This window comes from Pinisolibacter sp. (assembly GCF_036782435.1).
Taxonomy (GTDB): Bacteria; Pseudomonadota; Alphaproteobacteria; order Rhizobiales; family Ancalomicrobiaceae; genus CALBKH01.
This window is the reverse complement of record NZ_DAIPZB010000035.1, coordinates 1-21,361: the sequence shown is the minus strand read 5'-3', so window position 1 is coordinate 21,361 and position 21,361 is coordinate 1. Positions and strand designations below refer to the sequence as shown.

Below are 21,361 nucleotides of genomic sequence, written 5' to 3'. Positions count from 1 at the left end.
TCAGAACGGCTCCGTCAAGACCCGCCGCGCCCCGGCCGCCGCCAGGACGGCACGGCAGTCGGCCACCATCGCCGCCGAGCCGCAGACGTAGAAGTCCGTCGTCGCGGGATCGAAGACGAGCTGCGCCAGTGCCGCGGTCACCCACCCGCGCACACCGCCGGCCGGCGGTTCGGCTCGGCTCGTGCACACCGTGGTCTTTGCCGGCAGGCCGGAGAGATGGCGGGTGAGGTCGTCGGCCGGCGTGGCGCAGCCGAAGAAGAGCTCGTCCCGCGCGCTCTCGCCCGCCGCCGCCGATTGCCGGAACATCGCCAGGAACGGCGCCAGCCCCGTGCCGGTGGCGACGAACACCCGGCGGTGGTCGCCCGGCGCCGACCGAAAGGCACCGAGCGGGCCTTCGATCTCGGTCTCGGCGCCCAGCGCTACGGTGTCGGCGAACCGCGAGCCGTCGCCGCCGGTGCGGTTCGACACCAGGAGCGTCAGCCGCCGCCCCTCGACCCCGGCGATCGAATAGTCGCGCCATTCGAACGGCGCGACACGCAGCTTGACGTATTGGCCGGGAACGAAGGAGAGGGGGGCTTCGAGCTCGAATTCGAGCCGCCGGATCGTCGGCGTCAGGGCCATCGAGGCGACGAGCCGCGCCGGACGCTTCTCCGGCGGACGTCGCGCGGCGGGCACGGGGGTGGCCGCTGCCGGACCACGGCCGACCTTCGCCATGATGCGCGGGAAGCCCGCCGACCCGAGGATGCCGCTCGCGGCGATGACACCGCCGATCATCGCCCCGACGATGCCGAGGCTGGCGACGTCGCAGCCGGCGAGATGGAGCCCGTCGATCGGCGTCCGGCTGGTGATCGGATCGCCGCGGTAGCGCTCCGGCCGTCCCGCCAGACCGTAGAAGCGACCTCGCGGATGCGAGGTGAACTGTTCGACCGTCAGCGGCGTCGACAATTCGGCGTAACCTACCTGCGCCGCGAAACCCGGCACCGCCTTTTCCGCGAGGCCGAGGAGGCCGGCGGCGATGCGGTCCTTGAGAGCGACGTAGTCGGCGCCGCGATCACCGCCCGTCGTGCCGCGCCAGACGTCGAACGCCTCCGGCCGCAGCATGGTGATGATCTCGGCGGTGTGGAAGCGGTCGTCGCCCGACTTGGCCGACGGGAACGACAGATAGGCGTGGCGTGGTTCGCCCGCCATCGCCGCCGCGGTGCCTCCGTCGAGATCGTCGTGGTCGTACGCGGTGTTGATCCAGACGTTCTCGCCGGCGACCCCGAGGGTCGACGCGGGTTCCTTCAGGCGGACGTAGAGCGTCACCGCCGAGACACCGCCGTCGAGGCCGGCGAGGCGGGCGCGGATCGCCGCGGTGCGACGGCCGATCTCGCCGTCGGTGGCGAGCAGCGTCTCGTAGGTGAGGCGTGCGCCGATGTCGGAAACGACGATCGGCGCCTCGAACCTCACCGTGACCGGTTCCGGCCCGCGTCGGTCCACCGCCTCGACCCCGACGGCGCGGCCGTCGCGGACGAGGATCTCGGTCACCTCGTGCGAAACCCGGATCTCACCGCCGGCCGCTTCGATACCGGTCTCGAAGGTGCGGGCGATGCGGCCGGCGCCGCCTTCGGGGTACCAGGCGCCCCGGAAATAGCTGGCGACCACCAACGCATGGAGAGCGAAGGCGCTCTCCCTCGGTGGCAGCCCGTAGTCGCCCCACTGCGAGGCGAGCAGGGCCTTCAGCTGCGGCGAGCGGAAAGTGCGGTCGAGATGCTCGCCGGTGGTGCGGGTGGCGAGATCGGCGCCGAAGCGGCGATACCAACCGACGAGACGACCGAGCGGCGCCGGCATCATCTGCTGCTGGAGGGCGAGGACGTACCACCGTGCGGCGGCGCGCAGGTCTCGGAACCAGCGCCGGATCGCCGCCGCCTCTTCGGGGAAACGCTCGATCAGCCGTGCCTCGTAGCGTTTGGGATCGGAAGGCACACGGAACTCGAGGTCGGGATAGACGAAGCGCTCGAAGTCGTCGGCCATGCGGTTCCACGCGAGCGCACCACCGGAAAGGAAGTCGAACAGCTTTCGTTCGAAGGTTCCCGGCTCGAGATTGCCGACATAGTGCAGGCCGACGTCCCAGGGCGCGCCGTCGCGACGAAAGACGTGGGTCTGCCCACCTCGTTCGAAGTGCTTCTCCAGCACCAGGACGCGCTTGCCGGCGACCCGGGCGAGAAGCCCCGCCGCGCTCAGACCGCCGATCCCCGATCCGACGACGATCGCATCCCACCGCTCGGCCATGGCTCTTCTCCAAAGTTCCACATATGAACAGTTTATATTATAAACTATGAAGATACAATGACACCGATGCGGGCATGCCGAAGCGGACGGAGGAGGCCGGTTCAGGCGGGTGGGGTGCCGTTCTTCGCCAGCACTTCGCCGGCCAGATGCAGCGAGCCGCAGATCAGGAGGCGGATCGGCTCGCGTGCCGCCGCCGCGATCGCCCGCAGCGCCTCTTCCGGGCGCGCGTGGACCGTCGCCGCGAGACCGGCGGCGCGCGCCGCTTCGGCCAGCGCCGCCGGCGGCCGTCCGGGATGGTCGCCGGTGACCGGCACGCAGGCGACCGACGTCGCGAGACCGGCGAAGGGGCGGAAGAAGCCGATCGGATCCTTGGTCTCCAGCATGCCGGCGACGAGATGGAGCGGCTTCGGCGCCCGCCGGCCGAGGTCGGCGAGCGCCGCGGCGACGACCTCGCCGGCACCGGGATTGTGGCCGCCGTCGAGCCAGATCTCGCCCCCGGGGACGAGGTCGACGAGCGCGCCGCGGGTCAGCCGCTGCATCCGTGCCGGCCAGTCGACGGTCGAGAGGCCGCGCTCGATCGCGTCCGCGCCGACGTCGAGGCCGCTCGCTTCCAGCGCCGCGATGGCGGTGCCGGCATTGATCGTCTGATGCGCGCCGACGAGACGCGACGGCGGCAGGTCGATGAGCCCGTGTTCGCTGCGGAAGACGAGGCGGCCGTCCTCCGTCGTCGCCGTCCAGTCGCGCCCGCCGAGGAGGAGCGGCACGCCGGCCCGCGCCGCGGCGCGCTCCAGCACCGCGACGACCTCGTCCGCCTGCGGGCTCGACACCACCGGCCGGCCGCGCTCGACGATGCCGGCCTTCTCGCCGGCGATCGCGGCGAGTGTGGTTCCGAGGAACTTCTCGTGGTCGATCGAGATCGAGGTGATCACCGAGACGAGGCGGTCGGTGACCGCGTTGGTGGCGTCGAGCCGGCCGCCGAGGCCGACCTCGAGCAGGGTCACGTCGGCCGGATGTTCGGCGAAGAGCAGGAAGGCGGCGAGCGTCGTCAGTTCGAAGAAGGTGATCGGTTCGCCGGCATTGGCGGCCTCGGCCCGTTCGATCGCGTCGACTAGCATCTCGTCGCCCGCCAGCTTACCCGAGACGCGGACGCGCTCGTTGAAACGGACGAGATGGGGCGAGGTGAAGGCGTGGACGGTACGGCCGGACGCCTCCAGCATGGCGCGCAGATGCGCCCCGACCGAGCCCTTGCCGTTGGTGCCGGCGATGTGGAACGGTGGCGGAATCCGCAAGTGCGGGTCGCCGAGGCGGGCGAGCACCCGCGTCATCCGCTCGAGCCCGAAGTCCCAGCCGGCGGGGATCGTCACCGCCATGCGCGCGACGAGAGCGTCGAGCGGCGAGGCGCCGGCGGACGGCGTCCGGGACGGATCACCCGACGGGCCGGTCATCGACGCCTCCCCGAGTGCGGCGGCCTCAGGCGGCCACCACGGCGGTTCCCGGCTTCTCCGGCGACGCCCTCTTCATGAAGAGATGGGCGAGGCGGGAGAGCGTGGCGCGGATCTCGTGGCGGTGGACGACCATGTCGACCATGCCGTGATCGTAGAGATATTCGGAGCGCTGGAAGCCCTCCGGCAGCTTCTCGCGGATCGTCTGTTCGATGACGCGCGGCCCGGCGAAGCCGATCAGCGCCCCCGGTTCGGCGATGTGGACGTCGCCGAGCATGGCGTAGGAGGCGGTGACGCCGCCGGTCGTCGGGTTGGTGAGCACGACGAAATAGGGCAGCCGAGCCCGCCGCAGCGCCTGCACCGCCACGGTGGTGCGCGGCATCTGCATCAGCGACAGGATGCCCTCCTGCATGCGCGCGCCACCCGAGGCGACGAACAGCACGAAGGGCGTGCCGCGCTCGCGCGCCGTCTCCAGGCCGACGACGATCGCTTCGCCCGCCGCCATGCCGAGCGACCCGCCCATGAACTCGAAGTCCTGTACCGCCGCGGTCACCGGCAGTCCGTCGAGCGTGCCGTGGCCGACCAGGACCGCGTCCTCCTTGCCGGTTTTGGCGCGGGCGTCCTTGATGCGGTCGGAATAACGGCGCTCGTCGCGGAACTTGAGCGGATCGGCGACGACCGTCGGCAAGGGGATCGCCTCCCACTCGCCGCCGTCGAACAGCGTGTCGAGGCGCATCTTGGCCGGAACGCGCATGTGGTAGCCCGACGCCGGCACCACGTACTGGTTCGCCTCGAGATCGCGATGGAACACCATCTCGCCGGTCTCGGGGCACTTGATCCACAGGTTCTCGGGAACCTCCTTCTTGGTCAGGAGGTTCTTGATCTTCGGTCGGACGACGTTGGTGAGCCAGTTCACTGGGTCGATACTCCGGACGTGGTTCGCAACGGCGCGCGGACGCGCCGGCCCGTGATCATACCAGAGGCCGGAGGCGCCGATGCGCCCGGCCTCTGAAGGCGCGCGAATTTCTCATCTGCATCAGAGGCATGAGAAATTCGCGCCAGGAATACCATCGGTCGGTTTCGATGGCCGATGGCATCATTCCGCCGCGAGGCGCGCCGCACGCACCCCCGAGGCGAGGTCGGCGACGAGCGTGCCGATCGCCGGCACGGTCTTCGCCGTGGCGCGCCCGTCCGCGTCGAGCGAGGCGGCGATCGCCGCCACCAGCGCCGAGCCGACCACCACGCCGTCGGCGTTGCGGCCGATCTCGCGGGCCGTCGCCGCGTCGCGCACGCCGAAGCCGACCGCGACCGGCAGGCCGGTGTGGCGCTTGATGCGGCCGACCGCCTCCGCCACCTTGGTCGCGTCCGGCGCCGCCGAGCCGGTGATGCCGGTGATCGAGACGTAATAGACGAAACCGGAGGTGTTCGCGAGCACCGCCGGCAGACGCCGGTCGTCGGTGGTCGGCGTCGCCAGGCGGATGAAGTTGAGGCCGGCGCCGAGCGCCGGCAGGCACAGCTCGTCGTCGGCCTCCGGCGGCAGGTCGACGATGATCAGACCGTCGACCCCGGCGTCCTTCGCCTCGGCGACGAAGGCCTCGGAGCCGCGGACGTAGATCGGGTTGTAGTAGCCCATCAGCACGATCGGCGTCGTCGCGTCGCTCTCGCGGAAGCGGCGGACGAGATCGAGCGTCCTGGCCATCGTCTGGCCGCCCTTCAGCGCCCGCTGGCCGGCCGCCTGGATCGCCGGGCCGTCGGCCATCGGATCGGAGAAGGGCATGCCCAGTTCGATGACGTCGGCGCCCGACGCGGCGAGCGTCTTCGCCACGGCGAGCGACGTCTCGAGGTCGGGATCGCCGGCCATCACGAAGGTGACGAGCGCCGGGCGGCCGGCGGCCGCGCATTCGGCGAAGCGGCGGGAGATGCGGGTTTCGGTCATGGCGTCTCTCACATCGTCTCGCCGAGGTGGTCGGCGACCGAGAACACGTCCTTGTCGCCACGGCCCGACAGGCACAGGACGATCGATTTGTCCTTGTCCATGGTCGGCGCCATCTTCAGCACATGGGCGAGCGCGTGGCTCGGCTCCAGCGCCGGGATGATGCCCTCGAGCCGCGAGCAGACCTGGAACGCCTCGAGCGCCTCCTTGTCCGTCGCCGGCACGTAGCTGACGCGGCCGGTGTCCTTCAGCCACGAATGCTCCGGCCCGACGCCCGGATAGTCGAGGCCGGCGGAGATCGAGTGGCCCTCGAGGATCTGGCCGTCGCCGTCCTGGAGAAGATAGGTGCGGTTGCCGTGCAGCACGCCCGGACGGCCGCCGGTCATCGAGGCGGCATGGCCGTTCTCGACGTCGATGCCGTGGCCGCCGGCCTCGACGCCGACGATCTCGACCGACGGGTCGTCGAGGAAGGGATGGAACAGGCCGATGGCGTTCGAGCCGCCGCCGATGCAGGCGACGACGGTGTCCGGCAGCTTGCCCTTCTGGGCGAAGAACTGCGCCTTGGTCTCCGAGCCGATCACCGACTGGAAGTCGCGCACCATCGCCGGATAGGGATGCGGACCCGCCGCCGTGCCGATCAGGTAGTAGGTGTCCGCGACGTTGGTGACCCAATCCCGAAGAGCTTCGTTCATCGCGTCCTTGAGCGTGCCGGCGCCGGAGGTGACCGGGGTGACTTCCGCGCCGAGCAGCTTCATGCGGAAGACGTTGGGCTTCTGCCGTTCGACGTCGACGGCGCCCATGTAGACCATGCAGGGCAGGCCGAAACGGGCCGAGACGGTGGCCGACGCCACACCGTGCTGGCCGGCGCCGGTCTCGGCGATGATCCGCGTCTTGCCCATGCGGCGGGCGAGCAGGATCTGGCCGAGGCAGTTGTTGATCTTGTGGGAGCCGGTGTGGTTCAGCTCCTCGCGCTTGAACCAGATCTCGGCGCCGAACTTGCCACCCGACTTCTCGCGGCACCATTCGGTCAGCCGCTCGGCGTAGTAGAGCGCGCTCGGCCGTCCGGCGTAGTGGGTCGACAGCGCCGAGAGCTCCGCCTCGAAACTCGGGTCGGCCTTGGCATCGGCGTAGGCCTGCTCCAATTCGAGGATCAGCGGCATCAGCGTCTCGGCGACGAAGCGGCCGCCGTAGAGGCCGAAGAAGCCGCGGTCGTCGGGACCGTTGCGCAGCGAATTGGGCGTGGTGTTCAAGGCTCGAGGTCCTCGGTTGCGGTCTGGGGGCGGCGCGCGCCGGTCGCGGCGGCACGGGCATTGCGAACGAAGGCGGCGATCTTCTCGGGATCCTTGACGCCGGGCGCGCTCTCCACCCCCGACGAGACGTCGACGGCGGAAACCCCGGTCACCGCGATCGCTTCCGCCACGTTGGTGGGATCGAGCCCTCCCGATAGCATGACCGGCCGACCCGGGTCGAGGTCGCGCACCAGCCGCCAGTCGAAGGGAAGACCGTTGCCGCCGGGCAGCGCCTGCGGCGTCTTCGGCGGTTTGGCGTCGAACAGGATGCGCGAGACGCGCGGCACGTATCCCGGCACGACGGCGAGGTCGTCCGCCTCGGCGATCGGGATCGCCTTCATGATCTCGATCCCCCACCGCGCGCCGATCTCGGCGACGCGCTCCGGCGTCTCCTTGCCGTGCAACTGGAGGAGGTCGGGCTGGAGCCCGGAGACGATCGCCTCGACGAGCGCATCGTCGGGATCGACGGCCAGCGCCACGATCCTCGCCCGGCCGCGCGCCGGTGCGGCGAGCGCCGCCGCCTCGGCGACGGACACGTTGCGCGGGCTCTTGGGGAAGAAGACGAAACCGAGAAGATCGGCACCGGCGGCGAGGGCGGCCTCGACCGCCTCGACCGTCTTCAGGCCGCAGATCTTCACGTCGAGCGCCATGATGGCCGCCGTCTCCTCACGAAAGCGGCGATCAGTGCCACGACGCGCGGCTCATGTCCATTGTTTCGGCGCGGCCGGCATGTCGCCGGCGCGCCTCACATCGAGTGGTCGCAGACGTAGTCGGTCGTCTCGCCTTCGGGTTCGAGCAGCACTTCGATGCCCTCGGCGCCCTTGGCGCGGATCTTCCTGACCGTGTCGCCGAGCTTCTTCTCCACCTGATCGAGGGGTGCGGCGAAGGTGACCACCTGGGCGTCGATGCCGTTCTCCACCCCGATGGTGAAGTTGACGCGCATCACCTTCAGCCCCTTGACCGTCGCCTTGATCGGCACGCGCACCGCGACGTAGCCCTCTTTCTTCTCCGCCGCCGCCTCGCCGATGAACGGCTTCAGCGCCTTCGGCAGCTCCGTCGCCGCCGTCTTGTTCTCGGGCACGAAGCGGTTGGAATAGTGCGCCCTGACCTGTTTGACCGTCGCCGAGACGGCGCAGGTCGAGACGATCTCGCCGACGAACTTGTCCGCCGCCGTCTCCGCCGCATTCGCCGCGACCGTCGCCAGAGCGACGAACATCGATGTCATGACCGTCCGCATCGCCGTACCCTCCGCCATCCCGGCCCCGGTCTCGTCGCCGGGTGTCCGATCGCTCAGCGTGGACCCGTCCGCGCCGGCCCGCCATTCCGTATCGCTACGCAGATCCGTGCCGTTTCGTCAGGGATTCCCGCGAAAGAGAATGCGGCGCGGGGGAGGGAGCCCCCGCGCCGAAATACGTCTCGCGCCGGCGCTCGACGCGCCGATGTTCCTTCGTGGGTCGGCGCTCAGCGCGCCGACCAGCCGCCGTCGACCGAGATCGTCGCGCCGGTGATCGAGGCGGCGTCGGGCGAGGCGAGGAAGGCGGCGATGCCGGCCACTTCCTCGACCTTGACGAAGCGCTTGGTCGGCTGCGCCTCGAGGATGACCTTCTTGATCACCTCTTCTTCGGTCATGTTGCGCGCCTTGGCCGTGTCGGGGATCTGCTTCTCGACCAGCGGCGTCAGCACGTAGCCCGGGCAGATGGCGTTGCAGGTGATCCCCATCTCCGCCACCTCGAGCGCCACCGTCTTGGTCAGGCCGGCGACGCCGTGCTTGGCCGAGACGTAGGCCGACTTGAACGGCGAGGCGATCAGCGCGTGCGCCGAGGCGATGTTGATGATCGTGCCGGCTCCTCGCGCCTTCATCGCCGGCAGCGCCGCGCGGATGGTGTGGAACGACGAGGAGAGGTTGATGGCGATGATCGCGTCCCACTTCTCGATGGGGAAGTCCTCCACCGGCGAGACGAACTGGATGCCGGCGTTGTTGACCAGGATGTCGACGGCGCCGAAGCGGGCGATCGCCTTCTCCACCATCGCCGCGATCTCGGCCGGCTTCGACATGTCGGCACCGTCGTAGGTCACCTCGACGCCGTGGGTCGCGGCGAGGAACGCTCGGATCTTCTCGATCTCGGCGGCGTCGCCGAAGCCGTTGAGGACGACGTTGGCGCCGAGCGAGGCGAAGCGGGTGGCGACGGCGAGGCCGATGCCGCTGGTCGAACCGGTCACCAGGGCGGTCTTGCCTTTGAAGCTCATGGGATCTTCCTCGATCGGGGATTGAACGTGACGCGGGGTGCGACAACCGTCCGGGGTGTCGTCGCCGCGCTGGCGTGGCATCTTGGAAAGAGGCTCGCCGTCGGACAAGCGCTACGTTTGTTTTTTCCGGTCGTTCTCGACATCGGTCAAGGCGTGGCGGGACACGCGGGTCTAGGCAGCGGACGGATGAGAAGATCGAGGCGAGGCCGACGATGAGCGAAGTCCTGGTTCTCGGTGTGCCCGAGATGGACGCCGATCACGAGAAGTTGCATGCGATGTTCGAGCGTGTCGGATCGACCGCCGATGCCGATCTGGCGGCCCTGTTCGCCGAGATCGACGCCGAGGTGCGCGACCACTTCACCCGCGAGGAAGTGCTGATCGACGAGGCGCAGTTGCCGATCGCCCACTGCCACAAGACCCAACACGCCCTCGTGCTCTCCGAGTTCGACGCGGCGCGTCGCATCGTCGAGAGCGGCGATGCGGCCACCGTGCGCCGCCTGATCGGCGAAGTGCTGGCCGAACTGCTGGCCGGCCACGTGGCGAGCGTCGATCTCGTCACGTCGCGCTTCCTGACCGGGGGTCTCGCCGCGAACGCCTTCGACAATCTCCGCCTGCCGGCAGAGTGACGTCACCCGCATGGACGAGTTCACGGTCCTCCGCGCGGTTCACGTCGCGGCCGTCGCCCATTGGATCGGCGGCGTCTGGTTCGTCACCTTCGTGATCCTGCCGGCGGTCGCGCGCTTCGCCGAGCCGGCGCGGCGTGTCGCCTTCTTCGAGGAGGTGGAGAATCGCTTCGCCTTCCAGGCACGCATCTCCACGGTTCTCGCCGGCGCGAGCGGCTTCTGGCTCACCTGGCGGATGGAGGCCTTCGATCGTTTCCTCGATCCCGGCCGCTTCTGGTTCATGCATGCGATGGTGGCGCTGTGGGCGATATTCACCCTGGTGCTCTTCGTGCTCGAACCGCTGGTGCTCCACCGCTGGTTCTCGAACCGCGCCGCCGTCGATCCCGATGGCACCATGCGCCTCGTGCTGCGCCTGCACCGCGTGCTCTCCTTCGCCGCGCTCGTCACCGTGACAGGTGCGGTCCTCGGCGCTCACGGAGGTTTGTGACGTCCGCACCCGAGCGCCGGCCACCGGGGGTCGTTTCGCGACGCCCGTCGTGGTATTCCGGCGCGAAGCGGGCGGAGCGGAGTGCTTCGCGCCGATCGCGCGGACGCGCCGGAGTGAGCCCATTTCATGACCATCCGTTTCCATCACGAAGATCTTCCCGACCTGGCGAACTACCGCGACAGCGTCGCCATCGACACCGAGACGATGGGGCTCCTGCCGCATCGCGACCGGCTCTGCGTCGTGCAACTGTCGCCCGGTGACGGCACCGTCGACGTGGTCAAGATCGCTCTCGGCCAGAAGCGCGCCCCCAATCTCGAGAAACTCCTCGCCGATCCGAAGGTCACCAAGATCTTCCACTACGCCCGCTTCGATCTGGCGGTGCTGTTCCACGCCTTCGGGGTGATGCCGCAGCCGATCTTCTGCACCAAGGTCGCCTCCAAGCTGACCCGCACCTACACCGATCGCCACGGTCTGAAGGATCTCTGCCGCGACCTCCTCGGCGTCGAATTGTCGAAGCAGCAGCAGTCCTCCGACTGGGGGGCGGCGGACCTCAGCGACGCGCAGATGAACTACGCCGCCTCCGACGTGCTCCATCTCCACGCCCTGGTCGACAAGCTGAAGCCCGTCCTCGAGCGCGAGGGTCGCGCCGACATCGCGCAGGCCTGTTTCGACTACCTGCCGACCCGGGCGCGGCTCGATCTCATGGGATGGCTCGACGGCGACATCCTCGACCATTCCTGAGCCACGATCCTGGTCCAAGAGAACGGGCGGACCACGCCGACGGACGCGACATGAGCGAAGCGATGGACGGAGCAATCGGACGAGGAGGGATCGGCGACGACGACCTGCGTCACGCCGCGCCGGCGTCGCGTCTGCGCCCGGCGCCCCTGCCGACGGCCGCCCGCATCGCCGCCGATCGTCATTCCCGTCGCGTCCGCCGCCTGAAGATCCTGCTGCCGACGGCGGCGATCGTGATCGTCCTCGGCATCGTCGCCGTCGCCTGGGTCCAGTCGCGCCTGCTGGGCGCGCTCGACGTCAAGAACGTGCTCTTCTCGAAGGACGGCCTGACCATGGTCGAGCCGCACCTGTCGGGCCACGCCGAGGGCCGCGCCTACGACGTCTCGGCCGCACGCGCCTTCCAGAACATCCAGAACCCGAAGATCATCGGCCTCGAAGGCATCGACGGCCGGATCGAGATGGCCGACGGCAGCTGGACCAAGATCGAGTCGGCACGCGGCCGTTACGACGGCACCCGCGAATGGCTCACCCTCGACGGTTCGGTGACCGTGACCACCTCCAACGGCTGGCGGGCGGTGAGCGAACACGCCGAGACCGATCTGAGCAACGGTCACATCAACACCGGATCGGCGGTACGCATCACCGGCCGCACCGGCAGTATCGACGCCGACGGCGTCGACGTCTCCGACGGTGGCCACCGCATCCGTTTCACTGGTAACGTCCGTATGCTTCTCCTTCCCGGCGCGACGACCGGCGAGGGACCGGCGGCCTCCCCACCTCGTCCGTGAGATGACCATGACCCGATCGCACCTCGCTCCCGTCCGCGCCGGCCTGGCTCTCGCCGCCGGCCTCCTGTGCGTCGCGCCGGCCTTCGCCGCCGGCGAGGGCGCGATGTCGGAAGCCTTCAAGGGCCTCGGCTCCAACGGCAAGGATCCGATCCAGATCGAGGCGGACAGCCTCGACGTCATGGACCGCGACCGCAACGCCGTCTTCACCGGCAACGTCAACGTCCGCCAGCGCGACACCGTGCTGAAGACCCAGCGTCTCAAGGTCTTCTACGAAGGCAAGGCCGCCGACGGCGTCGCCCAGCCGGCCGCCGGTTCCAACCAGCAGATCCGCCGCTTCGAGGCGGAGGGCCGCATCCTGATCAATCAGAAGGACCAGACGGTCACCGGCGACCAGGGCTGGTTCGACATGCGCTCGCAGACCGCGCAGATCACCGGCCAGGTGGTGTTGACGCAAGGAAAGAACGTGGCGCGTGGCGACAAGCTGTCGGTCGACCTGAAGACCGGCCGCTACAAGCTCGAGAACACCGGCGGCCGCGTCCAGCTGATCCTCGAGCCGAAGGAGGGCGGCAAGCCCGCCGGCCAGTGATCCGCATCGCCGTATCGTCCGACCCATCTCGGCCCGGGAGCCACCCGTGAGACTGCTTCCCCTTCCTGGCGCACTCGCCGCGCGCACTCTCGCGCCTCCCACCGAGGGCGGCCACCCGGTCGACGGGCCGGCCCACGCCGAGGGGTTGATCGTCCATGCGGTCGCCAAGGCCTACAAGAAGCGGCGGGTGGTGGAGAACGTCTCCCTCGACGTCCATCGCGGCGAGGCGGTCGGCCTGCTCGGCCCCAACGGCGCCGGCAAGACCACCGTCTTCTACATGATCACCGGCCTGATCCGCCCCGACGCCGGCCGCATCGAACTCGACGGCTACGACATCACCAATCTGCCGATGTACCGCCGCGCCCGCCTCGGCATCGGCTATCTGCCGCAGGAAGCCTCGATCTTCCGCGGCCTGTCGGTCGAGGACAACATCATGGCGGTGCTCGAGGTGGTGGAGAGCGATCGCCGCCGCCGCAAGGAGAGCCTCGAGGAACTGCTCGCCGAATTCCACATCGAGCACCTGAGGAAGTCGCCGTCGATCGCGCTGTCCGGCGGTGAGCGTCGGCGCTGTGAGATCGCCCGCGCGCTCGCCTCGCGCCCTTCCTTCATGTTGCTCGACGAGCCCTTCGCCGGCATCGACCCGATCGCGGTGGGCGACATCCAGGCGCTGGTGCGCCACCTGACGCAGCGCGGCATCGGCGTGCTCATCACCGACCACAACGTCCGCGAAACCCTCGGCCTGATCGACCGCGCCTTCATCATCGCCGGCGGCCACGTCCTGACCGAGGGCCACCCGCGCGAGATCGTCGACAACCCGGATGTCCGCCGCCTCTACCTCGGCGAAGGATTCAGTTTCTGAACCATCCGGATTCTTCCGTCCCGTCGGATCGGCAGAATTCCCTTTGCCGGGCCGCCCGGGTGGGATAACACTTGTCTTTCGACAGGCAAGAACCGGACCAACCGCTCCGGTTTCACGACGAGAGGATGCGACCGCCGGATGGCGCTCACCCCGAAACTGGAGCTCAGACAGAGCCAGTCTCTGGTGATGACGCCGCAGTTGATGCAGGCGATCAAGCTGCTTCAACTCGGTAGTCTCGATCTGGTCGCCTACGTCGACGCCGAACTCGAACGCAATCCGCTCCTCGAACGCGACGAGAGCGAGGATCGGCCGACCCTCGAGCCGGCCGCCGAAGCGCCGGCCGCGACCGATGGCGCTGCCGAAGGTGCGGCGAACGGCGAGACGTCGGACTTCGCCGCCGAGGCCGCCGAAGCCGGCATCGACGGGTCCGGGCCGGCGCTCGACACCGCCTTCGACAACGACGCGCCCGATCTCGGCGAGCGTCTCGACGCCGATTACACCAACGTCTTCCAGGACGACGCCGCGCCGGAAGGCCTGGATCCGAGCCGGCTGGTCGGCGAGACCTGGTCGCAGACCTCCGGCCGCGCCGGCGGCTCCGACGAGGGCTACGATCTCGAATCCTGGGTGGCGGCCGAAACCTCGCTCGCCGATCATCTCGCCGAGCAGTTGGCGCTCGCCGTCTCCGATCCGATGCGCCGCATGATCGGCCGCTATCTCCTCGACGCCGTCGACGAAGCCGGCTACCTGCGCACCGACCTCGCCTCGGTGGCCGAGAAGCTCGGCGCGCCGATCGAGCTGGTCGAGGAGGTTCTGGCGATCCTGCAGGGCTTCGATCCCGCCGGCGTCTGCGCCCGCGATCTCCAGGAATGCCTGGCGCTGCAGCTGAAGGAACGCGACCGCTACGATCCGGCCATGCGCACCCTGGTGGAGAACCTCGAGCTTCTGGCCAGACGCGACTTCGCCGCCCTGCGCAAGCTCACCCGGGTCGACGACGAGGATCTCGCCGACATGGTGGCCGAGATCCGCGCCCTCGATCCCAAGCCCGGCAACGCCTTCGGCTCGGCGGTGGTCCAGCCGGTGGTGCCCGACGTGGTGGTCCGGGCCGGTCCCGACGGCGGTTGGCTCGTCGAACTGAATTCCGAGACGCTGCCCAAGGTCCTGGTCAATCAGACCTATTTCGCCCAGGTCGCCAAGGCGGCGCGCGGCGAGAAGGACAAGCTCTATCTGTCGGAGTGCATGCAGACGGCCAACTGGCTGGTGAAGAGCCTCGATCAGCGCGCCAAGACCATCCTCAAGGTGGCGAGCGAGATCGTCCGCCAGCAGGACGCCTTCCTCACCCACGGCATCCAGTACCTGAAGCCGCTCAATCTCCGGATCATCGCCGACGCCGTCGGCATGCACGAGTCGACGGTGAGCCGCGTCACCTCCAACAAATACATGGCGACGGCGCGAGGCATCTTCGAGTTGAAGTATTTCTTCACTTCGGCCATAGCCTCCGCCGAGGGTGGCGAAGCCCATTCCTCCGAGTCGGTTCGCCACCGCATCAAGGAACTGATCGATCGCGAGACGGCGGACGACGTCCTGTCCGACGACACGATCGTGAAGATGCTGCGCGAAGCAGGAATCGACATCGCACGCCGAACGGTCGCAAAATACCGTGAGGCGATGAACATACCCTCTTCCGTCCAGCGCCGCAGGGAAAAGCAGGTGCTGGCCTGAAGTGGTCCCGCTCCCACCCCCGGCCGTCTCGCCCAGAGGCCGGCCGCCGGCGAACCGGGACCGATCCGACTGACCGCCTCCCCGAGGTGGATCGAACCGAGGTTCGGTCCGGCGCCGACAGGGAGACGGGCGTGACGAAGCAAGATGGCCGCCGCTCCTCGTGAGGGGTCCGGCGGCCGACCGGGAGGTCGAGAATCCATGACCCTCAGGGTTTCCGGCAAGAATGTCGACATCGGCGAATCGCTGCGCGGACACGCGGAGCAGCGCGTCGGTGAAGCGCTGGCCAAGTATTTCGCGGGCACCTACAAGGGCCACGCGACCGTCGAGAAGGAAGGTATCGGTTTTCGGACCGAGTGCGCCCTGCATCTGGGCACCGGCATCACCGTACAGGCGGTCGGCGCGGCGCAGGATCCGTATCTCAGTGTCGATCAGGCGATCGATCGCATCGAGAAGCAGTTGCGTCGTTACAAGCGCCGTCTGCGCGAACACCACAATGCCGAAGGTCGTGCCCACGCCGTCGAGACCGCCTATCGCGTGCTCGAGGCGCCGGGCGAGGACGAGGAGGTCCCGGTCGACTTCCATCCGGCGGTCATCGCCGAATCGACCAAGCCGCTCAAGGTTCTGTCGGTCGGCGATGCGGTCCAGGAACTCGACCTGACCGGTGCGCCCTTCGTGATGTTCCGGAACGCCGGCCACGGCGGCCTCAACGTCGTCTATCGTCGCGACGACGGCAACATCGGCTGGGTCGATCCGACCCTCGGCAACGCCTGATCCGAGTTCGGCCGCGACGTCCACGCGTCGCGGCCGCTCGCCCTCGGCGGCGAGACGAACGACTCTCGCGGTGGAAACCGCGCGGATGTGACGGCTCGCGGTTTCATCCGTCACGAACTTCCGCTAAACGAAGGCGACGGAATGGGTACACGCGCCGAAGGCGCGGTGGTCCCTCGACAGGATTCGCGACGGCACCTTCATGGATCTCGGCGATCTCCTCGGCCTCGAAGCGGTCGTTCCGGCCATGAAGGCCAAATCGAAGCGTCAGGTCCTCCAGGAACTGGCGGGCCGCGGCGCCGTCGTCACCGGCATTCCCGAGCGCGAGATCTTCGACGTGCTGCTCCAGCGCGAGCGCCTCGGCTCGACCGGCGTCGGCCACGGCATCGCCATCCCGCACGGACCGGTCCCGGGCCTCGCCCGGCTCGTCGGCATCTTCGCGCGGCTGGAACGGCCGATCGATTTCGATTCGGAAGACGGCCTGCCGGTCGATCTGATCTTCACGCTGTTGTCGCCGGTCGGCGCCGGCGCCGATCACCTCAAGGCGCTCGCCCGCATCGCCCGCGTCCTGCGCGACGGCGCAGTGACGGCCAAACTGCGCGCCAGCGCGGACCCGAGCGCCCTCTACGCGCTCCTCATCCACGCCCCGACCCCCGACGCCGCCTGAGGCGGCGTGCGGCCCGCGACGCCGGATCCGACCGCCGTCCGCGGCCGGATCGCGTCGCGCCGGGCGTCATACCGAGCCCATGAAGTTCCGACCTGTTCAGAACTTCATGGGCGATGGCAAGCCCGAACGGGCGTCGGCCGGTCAGGCCGTAACGCTGATGAATTTCGGACGAGTCCGAAATTCATCAGCCCAGTATCAGTGCAGCGCCACCATGACGAGATCGTTCTCCTCGGCGCCGGCGATGGCCGCGTCGCGATCGTCGGAGATCAGGATGGGGGTGCCTGCGGCGCCGATCAGCGCCCACAGCTTCAGTCCCGGCGGCACCGGCGGCGCGTCGGGGACGAGGGCGCCGAGATCCTCGGACTTCACCTCGCGCACATAGGCGACGTGTCCTTCGCCGAGATGGGCGAAGACTTCCGCGGTGTAGAGCGGGCCTGCGGTCTGGTTGCTCATGGGTCCCTCCTCGTTGGACGGGGTTTCGTTCGCTCCCCCGCGATCGGCGGGAGCGTCGAAGTGAAATGCGGTCGGTCGTTTCATTCGCCGCCGGCGATGTCGATGCGGCGGACCACGCGTTCGGGTTCCGGCCGAGCGAGGTCGATGGCGAGAAGCCCGTCCTTCAACTCGGCGCCGGCGACCTCGATGCCCTCGGCGAGCACGAAGACACGCTGGAACTGGCGCGCGGCGATACCGCGATGCAGGAACTGGCGCGGCCGATCGTCGTCGACCTGCCGTCCGCGGATGACGAGCTGGCTGTCCTCCAGCGTCACGTCGAGCTGGTCGCGGGTGAACCCGGCGACCGCGAGCGTGATGCGCAGGACGTCGCGCCGGTCGTCGTCGGCCGAGATGCGCTCGATGTTGTACGGCGGGTAGCCGTCGGCGGCGGCTTTCGAGACCCGATCGAGCACACGCTCGATCTCGTCGAAGCCGAGCAGGAAGGGGCTGGAGAAGCCCGGAAAACGCGACATCACGAGGTCCTCACCGGAAGCGACCGTCGATCACGGCCCCCATTTCCGGAGCGACCGCCCGGGCGGAGCCCGTCTTCCGCAATATGGTGCGCCGGCGAAAGCGGTTCAAGCGCCGGCGCCGTCGCGGCGCGTTCGGCCGGCGGAACGGTTGATTTCCGGTAATGCGGTCGCTCGCCCCTCGGGGGAAGCTGCTCACGGTCGATCGCGCGTGATCCCCTCCGGGACATCACGTCCCTCGACAAATCGGTTCGAGCGGTGTCCATTGGGCGCCTCGAAGGGGGAACGGCAACGGTGACGTCGCTGCGCAAGCGAACCATCTGGCTGGGCGTGTGGCTGGCGATGATCGTGCAGATCGTCGCCCCGGTCCTCGCCGGCGCCAACATGGTCGCCGCCGCCACCGACCCCCTCGCCGGCGCCTGGATCTGCGGCCACGCCGGCCCCGGCGACCCCGACCAGCCCGCCGGAACGGATGAGGCCTGTCGCCTCTGCGACGTCGTCTGCAAGGGCGGCATGGCCCCGCCGGTCGAAGCGGCCGAACTGCCGGTCGCGGTCGAGGTCGTCCTCGCCGTGGTGTGGACCGACGAGAGCCGTGACCTCGTCGGCCGACGCGCGCCCGACCGCGCCCGCGCTCGCGCTCCTCCCGCTCTCGTCTGACCATCCGCGCGAACGCGCGCGCCCCCGTTCCAGACACGATCGATCCGCCACGCGGCCCGTGGTGACGACGACAGACCGTCCGAGCGCTCGCGATGCGTCGGATGCCCGTCGCGCCGACCCGAGCGGATCCGGACGAGAGACTTCAGACCCATGATCACCCGTCGTTCGCTTCTCGCCGGCGCCGCCGGCCTCGCCGCACTGCCGGCCCTTTCCCGCCGCGCTCACGCCGCCACCCGCACCGTCGTCGATGCCCTCGGCCGCAAGGTCGAGGTGCCGACCAGGGTCGAGCGCGTCGTCGTCAACTTCAACTTCGAGGAATTCACCGCCGTCTCCGGCGTCGACGGCTGGAAGCGCGTCGTCGGCATGTCGCGCAGCCTCTGGGAGGGTTGGCGTCCGGCGATCTTCGCCAAATACAAGCCGATCATTCCGAACCTCGCGGCGATGCCCGAGATCGGCAACACCGACGAGAACTCGTTCAACGTCGAGAAGGTGATCGCGCTCGAGCCCGACGTGCTGTTCCTCGCCGAATGGGGCTGGAAGGTGCTGGAGACCCAGCGCGCCCAGCTCGAGGCGGCGGGTATCCCGATCGTCGTCGTCGACTACAACGCCCAGCTCCTCGACCGCCATCTCGCCTCGACCCGGGCGATCGGCGCGGTGATGGGCGCCGAGGCGCGGGCCGAGGAACTGGCGAGCCTCTACGAGACCCGCTACCGCGACATCATGGACCGCATCGCCGCCGCCGCCCCGAAGGTGAAGCCGAAGATCCATTTCGAACTCGGCCGCGACGGCGCCGAGAAGATCGGCAACTCCTATTCCGGCACCATGTGGGGCAAGATCGCCACTCTGCTCGGCGCCGAGAACATCGCCGAGGGCAAGCTGCCGGGACCCTGGGGGCCGCTCAACCCCGAGATGGTGCTGGCCGCAGATCCCGACTTCGTCTTCATCGCCGGATCGTCCTGGGTGAACCGGCCGAACGCGGTGAAGACCGGCTACGACACCGACCTCGCCACCACCCGCAAGACGCTGGCGCCCTATGCCGCACGGCCCGGCTGGGCGGGTCTGAAGGCGGTGAAATCGGGCGAGATCCACGCCATCGAGCACGGCCTCGCCCGCACCCTCTTCGACTACGTTGCGATGCAGTACATCGCCAAGCGGCTCTATCCGGCCGCCTTCGCCGACGTCGATCCGGTGAAGTCCTTCGCCGAGTACCACGCGAAGTACCTGCCGGTGCCCTTCTCCGGCACCTGGATGGCGTCGCTCGCATGAGCGGCGTCGCCGCCCCGGACCACGCGGAAGCCTGGCGGCGGCTCGCCCGTCGCCGCCGGGCCACCCTCGGCGTGGTCTTCGCCCTGATCGTCGTCGCCTTCGTCGTCGACGTGGCCACCGGCCCGGCGTTCCTGTCGCCGTGGACGGTGGCTCGCTCGATCCTGCGCCTCGCCGAGGATCGCACCGTCGACACCATCGTCTGGTCGATCCGTCTGCCGGTGGCGTCGATGGCGCTGGTGGTCGGGGCGGCGCTCGGTCTCACCGGGGCGGTGATGCAGACGATCCTGGCGAACCCGCTCGCCTCCGGCTACACGCTCGGTGTGGCGTCGGGCGCCGGCTTCGGTGCGGCTCTGGTCATCGTCTTCGGCGCGGTGCTGCCGCTGCCCGAGGCGGAGGCGATCCCGCTCGCCGCCTTCCTCTTCGCCTCGCTCGCCTCCTCCCTGGTCTGGGGGCTCGGGCGGGCGCGCGGCTCGACGCCGGAGGGTCTGGTCCTCGCCGGCGTCGCCCTGCTCTTCCTGTTCCAGGCACTGACCTCGCTGTTGCAGTTCATCGCCTCGCCCGAGGCGCTGGCCGAGATCGTCTTCTGGCTCTTCGGCAGTCTGACGCGGGCCACCTGGGGCCGGCTTGCGATCGTCACCGGTCTCGTCGCGGTGATGCTGCCGATCCTCGCTCTCGACGCCTGGAAACTCACCGCGCTGAAGCTCGGCGACGAGAAGGCCCGCGCCCTCGGCGTCGACGTGGCGCGGCTGAGGATGCGCTCGCTGGCGGTGGTCTCGGTGCTGACGGCCGCCGCGGTCGCCTTCGTCGGCACCATCGGCTTCGTCGGCATCGTCGCCCCGCACGTGGCGCGCATGACCATCGGCGAGGACCAACGCTTCTTCCTGCCGGGTGCGGCGCTGTGCGGTGCGCTCGTCCTGTCCGCGGCCTCGATCGTCTCCAAGTCGGTGGTGCCCGGCGCGATCTTTCCGATCGGCATCGTCACGGCGCTGATCGGCGTCCCCTTCTTCCTCTTCCTGGTGATGCGCACACGGAGGGCCTTCTGGTGAGGATCACGGCCGACGATCTCGGCGTCCGTCTCGGCGGACGCGACATTCTCCACGGTCTCGACTTCTCCGCCGAACCGGGCACGGTGACGGCGCTGGTCGGACCCAACGGTTCGGGCAAGACGACGCTCCTGAAGACGCTCTGCGGCATGCTCCCGCACCGGGGCCGCGTGCGCTTCGGCGACCATGCGGCGACGCCCCGCGAGGTGATCGGCTACATGCCGCAGGACACCGCCGCGCGCGCCGCGCTCACCGTCTTCGAGGTGGTGCTGCTCGGCCGCCTGTCGCGGCTCGGGGTCAAGGTGTCGGAAGGCGATCTCGCCGCCGCCTCGCGCGCCCTCGACGTCGTCGGCGTCGCCCATCTCGCCGAGGCCCACATCGGCGAACTCTCCGGCGGACAGCGACAGCTCGTCCATTTCGCCCAGGTGCTCGCCCGCGAGCCGAGGGTGATCTTCCTCGACGAGCCGACCAGCGCCCTCGATCTCAGGAACCAGCTTCACCTCCTCGATCTCGTCCGCCGCGAGACGCGCTCCCGCGGCCTGACCACCATCGTCACCCTGCACGATCTCAACGCCGCCGCCCGCTTCGCCGATCGCCTCGCCGTTCTCCACGATGGCCGGCTTCGCCGCTGCGGCCCTCCCCATGCGGTGATCGACGACGGCCTTCTCGCCGAAGTGTGGGGCGTCACCGCCCGCATCACCCTCGACGACGAGGCTCTGCCCACCGTCACCCCCCTCGGCGCCCTCGCCGCGGGCATCTCTCGGCCGGCCGCCGCCGCCCCTGGCGGCCGCGCCTGAGCGGTCGGGGAGGCGCGCGGGTCAGCCCCACCCCGCGTCTCCCCGACCTTCCCCTTCTTCCCTCGTGACCCGTCGCACCGCTCTCCGGCGGCCGCGTTCCCGGCCGCGCGCGTCGCACGCGTGCGCCCGCCCCGGGCATCTTTCGCTCCGCCGCCCGCCGCCCGCCGCCCCGCCGCTATGCCGCCGGGCCCCCGCGCCGCCCAGCCGCCGGGCCGCTAT

23 protein-coding genes are annotated in these 21,361 nt (G+C 69.4%); 13 read left to right on the top strand and 10 right to left on the bottom strand.

Annotated elements, in window-relative coordinates:
- The 8 genes from V7Q42_RS15145 to V7Q42_RS15110 all read right to left on the bottom strand — a co-directional run bounded on the left by V7Q42_RS15145 (position 1) and on the right by V7Q42_RS15110 (position 9,182).
- On the bottom strand, positions 1–2,271 hold the full coding sequence (locus tag V7Q42_RS15145; protein WP_333824932.1) for an FAD-binding protein: 2,271 nt from the start codon (positions 2,269–2,271) through the stop codon (positions 1–3).
- A gap of 101 nt (positions 2,272–2,372) precedes the next feature.
- Entirely contained in the window at positions 2,373–3,716 is a 1,344-nt protein-coding gene (locus V7Q42_RS15140) for a bifunctional folylpolyglutamate synthase/dihydrofolate synthase (protein ID WP_333824931.1), read from the bottom strand.
- A 25-nt stretch (positions 3,717–3,741) separates the two neighbouring features.
- Positions 3,742–4,629, bottom strand: coding sequence for an acetyl-CoA carboxylase, carboxyltransferase subunit beta (gene accD, locus V7Q42_RS15135; RefSeq protein WP_333824930.1), 888 nt, complete (start codon positions 4,627–4,629; stop codon positions 3,742–3,744).
- Between the two features lie 180 nt (positions 4,630–4,809).
- On the bottom strand, positions 4,810–5,649 hold the full coding sequence (trpA, locus tag V7Q42_RS15130) for a tryptophan synthase subunit alpha (RefSeq protein ID WP_333824929.1): 840 nt from the start codon (positions 5,647–5,649) through the stop codon (positions 4,810–4,812).
- Positions 5,650–5,657: 8 nt separating this feature from the next.
- Entirely contained in the window at positions 5,658–6,896 is a 1,239-nt protein-coding gene (trpB, locus tag V7Q42_RS15125) for a tryptophan synthase subunit beta (protein ID WP_333824928.1), read from the bottom strand.
- Positions 6,893–7,585: a phosphoribosylanthranilate isomerase gene (locus V7Q42_RS15120; RefSeq protein WP_333824927.1), complete on the bottom strand. Its 693-nt coding sequence runs from the start codon at positions 7,583–7,585 to the stop codon at positions 6,893–6,895. The genes trpB and V7Q42_RS15120 overlap by 4 nt, the downstream gene beginning before the upstream one ends.
- A 95-nt stretch (positions 7,586–7,680) precedes the next feature.
- Entirely contained in the window at positions 7,681–8,172 is a 492-nt protein-coding gene (locus V7Q42_RS15115; protein ID WP_333824926.1) for a hypothetical protein, read from the bottom strand.
- Between the two features lie 224 nt (positions 8,173–8,396).
- Positions 8,397–9,182 carry a 3-hydroxybutyrate dehydrogenase gene (locus V7Q42_RS15110; RefSeq protein WP_333824925.1) on the bottom strand — a complete coding sequence of 262 codons (786 nt, stop codon included), beginning with the start codon at positions 9,180–9,182 and terminating at the stop codon, positions 8,397–8,399.
- Between the two features lie 212 nt (positions 9,183–9,394).
- Here V7Q42_RS15110 and V7Q42_RS15105 point away from each other — a divergent pair, with 212 nt between their 5' ends.
- The 9 genes from V7Q42_RS15105 (at position 9,395) to V7Q42_RS15065 (ending at position 16,417) form a co-directional block, all read left to right on the top strand.
- Positions 9,395–9,808: a bacteriohemerythrin gene (locus V7Q42_RS15105; protein WP_333824924.1), complete on the top strand. Its 414-nt coding sequence runs from the start codon at positions 9,395–9,397 to the stop codon at positions 9,806–9,808.
- Positions 9,809–9,818: 10 nt separating this feature from the next.
- Positions 9,819–10,292: a hypothetical protein gene (locus tag V7Q42_RS15100; RefSeq protein WP_333824923.1), complete on the top strand. Its 474-nt coding sequence runs from the start codon at positions 9,819–9,821 to the stop codon at positions 10,290–10,292.
- A gap of 126 nt (positions 10,293–10,418) precedes the next feature.
- On the top strand, positions 10,419–11,033 hold the full coding sequence (locus V7Q42_RS15095; RefSeq protein ID WP_333824922.1) for a ribonuclease D: 615 nt from the start codon (positions 10,419–10,421) through the stop codon (positions 11,031–11,033).
- A 50-nt stretch (positions 11,034–11,083) separates the two neighbouring features.
- Positions 11,084–11,818 carry an LPS export ABC transporter periplasmic protein LptC gene (gene lptC, locus V7Q42_RS15090; protein ID WP_333824921.1) on the top strand — a complete coding sequence of 245 codons (735 nt, stop codon included), beginning with the start codon at positions 11,084–11,086 and terminating at the stop codon, positions 11,816–11,818.
- 7 nt (positions 11,819–11,825) lie between these two features.
- A complete protein-coding gene (locus V7Q42_RS15085) occupies positions 11,826–12,404 on the top strand; it encodes an LptA/OstA family protein (RefSeq protein WP_333824920.1) in 579 nt (192 codons plus the stop codon).
- A gap of 145 nt (positions 12,405–12,549) precedes the next feature.
- A complete protein-coding gene (gene lptB / locus V7Q42_RS15080; protein ID WP_442958210.1) occupies positions 12,550–13,263 on the top strand; it encodes an LPS export ABC transporter ATP-binding protein in 714 nt (237 codons plus the stop codon).
- Positions 13,264–13,401: 138 nt separating this feature from the next.
- Entirely contained in the window at positions 13,402–14,982 is a 1,581-nt protein-coding gene (gene rpoN, locus V7Q42_RS15075) for an RNA polymerase factor sigma-54 (protein ID WP_333824918.1), read from the top strand.
- Between the two features lie 198 nt (positions 14,983–15,180).
- Complete coding sequence (hpf, locus tag V7Q42_RS15070; RefSeq protein ID WP_333824917.1) at positions 15,181–15,753, top strand: ribosome hibernation-promoting factor, HPF/YfiA family; 573 nt, start codon at positions 15,181–15,183, stop codon at positions 15,751–15,753.
- Between the two features lie 199 nt (positions 15,754–15,952).
- Positions 15,953–16,417, top strand: coding sequence for a PTS sugar transporter subunit IIA (locus V7Q42_RS15065; protein WP_333824916.1), 465 nt, complete (start codon positions 15,953–15,955; stop codon positions 16,415–16,417).
- Positions 16,418–16,612: 195 nt separating this feature from the next.
- Here the strand turns inward: V7Q42_RS15065 and V7Q42_RS15060 are convergent, their stop codons facing one another.
- Together V7Q42_RS15060 and V7Q42_RS15055 are read right to left on the bottom strand one after the other, a co-directional pair.
- Entirely contained in the window at positions 16,613–16,870 is a 258-nt protein-coding gene (locus V7Q42_RS15060) for a DUF1150 domain-containing protein (RefSeq protein ID WP_333824915.1), read from the bottom strand.
- 80 nt (positions 16,871–16,950) lie between these two features.
- Positions 16,951–17,382: an Hsp20 family protein gene (locus V7Q42_RS15055; RefSeq protein WP_333824914.1), complete on the bottom strand. Its 432-nt coding sequence runs from the start codon at positions 17,380–17,382 to the stop codon at positions 16,951–16,953.
- 291 nt (positions 17,383–17,673) lie between these two features.
- On the opposite strand from V7Q42_RS15055, the gene V7Q42_RS15050 reads away from it, so the two are divergent.
- The 4 genes from V7Q42_RS15050 to V7Q42_RS15035 all read left to right on the top strand — a co-directional run bounded on the left by V7Q42_RS15050 (position 17,674) and on the right by V7Q42_RS15035 (position 21,142).
- A complete protein-coding gene (locus V7Q42_RS15050) occupies positions 17,674–18,036 on the top strand; it encodes a DUF2946 family protein (protein WP_333824913.1) in 363 nt (120 codons plus the stop codon).
- Between the two features lie 150 nt (positions 18,037–18,186).
- The gene (locus V7Q42_RS15045) at positions 18,187–19,302 is read left to right on the top strand and encodes an ABC transporter substrate-binding protein (protein WP_333824912.1); all 1,116 of its coding nucleotides are present in this window, start codon (positions 18,187–18,189) and stop codon (positions 19,300–19,302) included.
- Positions 19,299–20,348 (top strand): FecCD family ABC transporter permease, encoded by a 1,050-nt coding sequence (locus V7Q42_RS15040; protein ID WP_333824911.1) that lies wholly within the window; start codon positions 19,299–19,301, stop codon positions 20,346–20,348. Before V7Q42_RS15045 ends, V7Q42_RS15040 begins: the two co-directional genes overlap by 4 nt.
- Complete coding sequence (locus V7Q42_RS15035; protein WP_333824910.1) at positions 20,345–21,142, top strand: ABC transporter ATP-binding protein; 798 nt, start codon at positions 20,345–20,347, stop codon at positions 21,140–21,142. The genes V7Q42_RS15040 and V7Q42_RS15035 overlap by 4 nt, the downstream gene beginning before the upstream one ends.
- The last annotated feature ends 219 nt before the right edge of the window (positions 21,143–21,361 follow it).